Raw genomic sequence first — 2,275 nt, 5'->3', positions numbered from 1 at the left:
TAGGCAGAGTATGATAATACCTCCTGGGTTGTCTCCCCAAGACTGCGGTAAGCCTCTATTGCGTAAGCCCAGCACGCAGACTATCAGAAAACGCAAAAAAGAAAACGGTCACCAACAGCAAAACAGCAGGGCGTGCGCCCGGCACGCAGACCATAAGGAACCGCCCAAAATATAAAAAAGAAAATCCCCGTATCCTCTTTTCTTTCTGCCCATAATATGCTATAATTATAAAGATATACTACAAGCAGCAGTGCTGCGGATGGAGGTTATTATGGACAACGTGATTATTCTCGCAGGGGGACAGGGCAAGCGTATGAAGGCGGATATGCCCAAGCCCATGTTTACCGTGCTGGAGGAGCCCATGCTGGAGTGGGTCATCAAAGCATGCGAAGGGGCAGGATTGTCCCGGATCTGCGTGGTGAAGGGCTTTGAGGCGGCACAGATCGATGCCTACCTGAACGGCAGATACGAAACCGTATTGCAGGAGGAACGGCTGGGTACCGGTCATGCGGTGATGCAGGCGATCCCCTTTATGCAGCAGGAACAGACGGGCAACACCCTGGTGCTGTGCGGGGATGCCCCCTTCATTGACAGCGATACCATCCGCAACGCCCTGGAGCAGCATGTGCAGGAGGGGAATGCGGTGACGGTCATCACCGCCCTGGCGGAGAACCCCAAGGGCTACGGCAGGATCCTCCGTGGGGACAACGGCATTACCTGCATCGTGGAGGAAAAGGACGCCACCGAGGAGCAGCGCCGGATCCGGGAGATCAACTCCGGCGCCTACTGGTTCCGGACGGCGGATCTCATCACGCTGCTGGGGGGACTGACCCAGAATAATGCCCAGGGGGAATACTATCTGACGGATACCATTTACCTGGCGCTCCACAGCGGCAAGCGTGCCGGTGCCTATCTGTCGGAGAATCCGGATGTGGTGCTGGGCGCCAATGACCGGAAGGGTCTGCTGATGCTCAATACGGTGGCACGGCTGGCGCAGATCGAAAAGCATCTGGAAAACGGGGTGGCATTCACCTGTACCGACGGCATCACCATTACCCGGGACGTGGAGATCGGGGCAGGCACGGAGATCCTGCCGGGCACCATTATCCGGGGAAAGACGAAGATCGGTGCCAACTGCATCATCGGCCCCAACTGCCTGATCGAGAACTGCGAGATCAAGGACGGGGTGCGGCTCAATTATGTGCAGGCGTATCAGTCCGTCATTGAGGCAGGGGTGAAGATCGGCCCCTTTGTACACATCCGTCCCAACAGCCACATTATGAGCGGCGTAAAGATCGGGGACTTTGTAGAGATCAAGAATTCCACCATCGGGGAGAATACTGCCGTGGCGCATCTGACCTATGTGGGAGACAGCGACGTGGGCAAGAAGGTGAACTTCGGCTGCGGTACGGTGACGGTCAACTATGACGGCATCGTCAAGAGCCGCTGCGAGATCGGGGACAATTGCTTCATCGGCTGCAACACCAACCTGATCGCACCGGTGAAGCTGGGGAAGGCAGTGTATACCGCTGCCGGCACCACCGTCACCCGGGATGTGCCGGATTACTCCCTTGCCATCGACCGGGGCGTGATGCAGGTGAAGGAGGGCTACACCCTGCGGAAGCTGAAGGGAAAGCTGTAATAGGAGGACGTTATGAGCATTTTTGACCTGTTCAAGCAGGTGGAATCCGCCGCCCCTGCCGGGCCTCCGGAGTATCTGATCGTGGGGCTGGGGAATCCGGGGCTGGAGTATGCCCAGACCCGGCACAACGCCGGGTTCATGACCCTGGATCTGCTGGCGGAGCGGGAGCATACGGAGATCAAGCGGATGAAATTCAAGTCCCTGTGCGGAGATGCGGTGATCGCCGGGAAGCGCTGCCTGCTGATGAAGCCCACCACCTATATGAACAACAGCGGTCAGGCGGTGGCGGAGGCCATGCAGTTTTACAAGCTGCCCATCGATCATATCATAGTCGTATACGATGACATTTCCCTGGAGCCCTCCCGGCTGCGGATCCGCCGGAAGGGTAGCGACGGGGGACACAACGGCATCAAGAGCATCATCTATCTCACCGGCGAGGATACCTTTCCCCGGATCAAGCTGGGGGTGGGGAAGAAGCCCCGGCCGGATTACAATCTGGCGGACTGGGTGCTGTCCCGGTTCACCAAGGAGGAGCTGGAGCAGATGCACATTGCAGCAGAGCATGCCTGTGAGAGCATTGCTCTGATGGTAAACGGCAAGATCGATGAAGCCATGAACCGGTACAATGCCTGA

2 protein-coding genes are annotated in these 2,275 nt (G+C 57.6%); both read left to right on the top strand.

Annotated features, from left to right (window positions below; all coding sequences use genetic code 11):
• The first annotated feature begins 271 nt into the window (after positions 1–271).
• Entirely contained in the window at positions 272–1,642 is a 1,371-nt protein-coding gene (gene glmU / locus RUM_RS11210) for a bifunctional UDP-N-acetylglucosamine diphosphorylase/glucosamine-1-phosphate N-acetyltransferase GlmU (RefSeq protein ID WP_015559205.1), read from the top strand.
• A gap of 12 nt (positions 1,643–1,654) precedes the next feature.
• Positions 1,655–2,275, top strand: a complete 621-nt coding sequence (pth, locus tag RUM_RS11205) for an aminoacyl-tRNA hydrolase (protein ID WP_015559204.1) — start codon at positions 1,655–1,657, stop codon at positions 2,273–2,275.

The organism is Ruminococcus champanellensis 18P13 = JCM 17042 (assembly GCF_000210095.1).
In the GTDB taxonomy this organism is placed as follows: domain Bacteria; phylum Bacillota; class Clostridia; order Oscillospirales; family Ruminococcaceae; genus Ruminococcus_F; species Ruminococcus_F champanellensis.
Note: the sequence above shows the minus strand (reverse complement) of the source record. Positions and strands in the feature narration are given on the sequence as shown.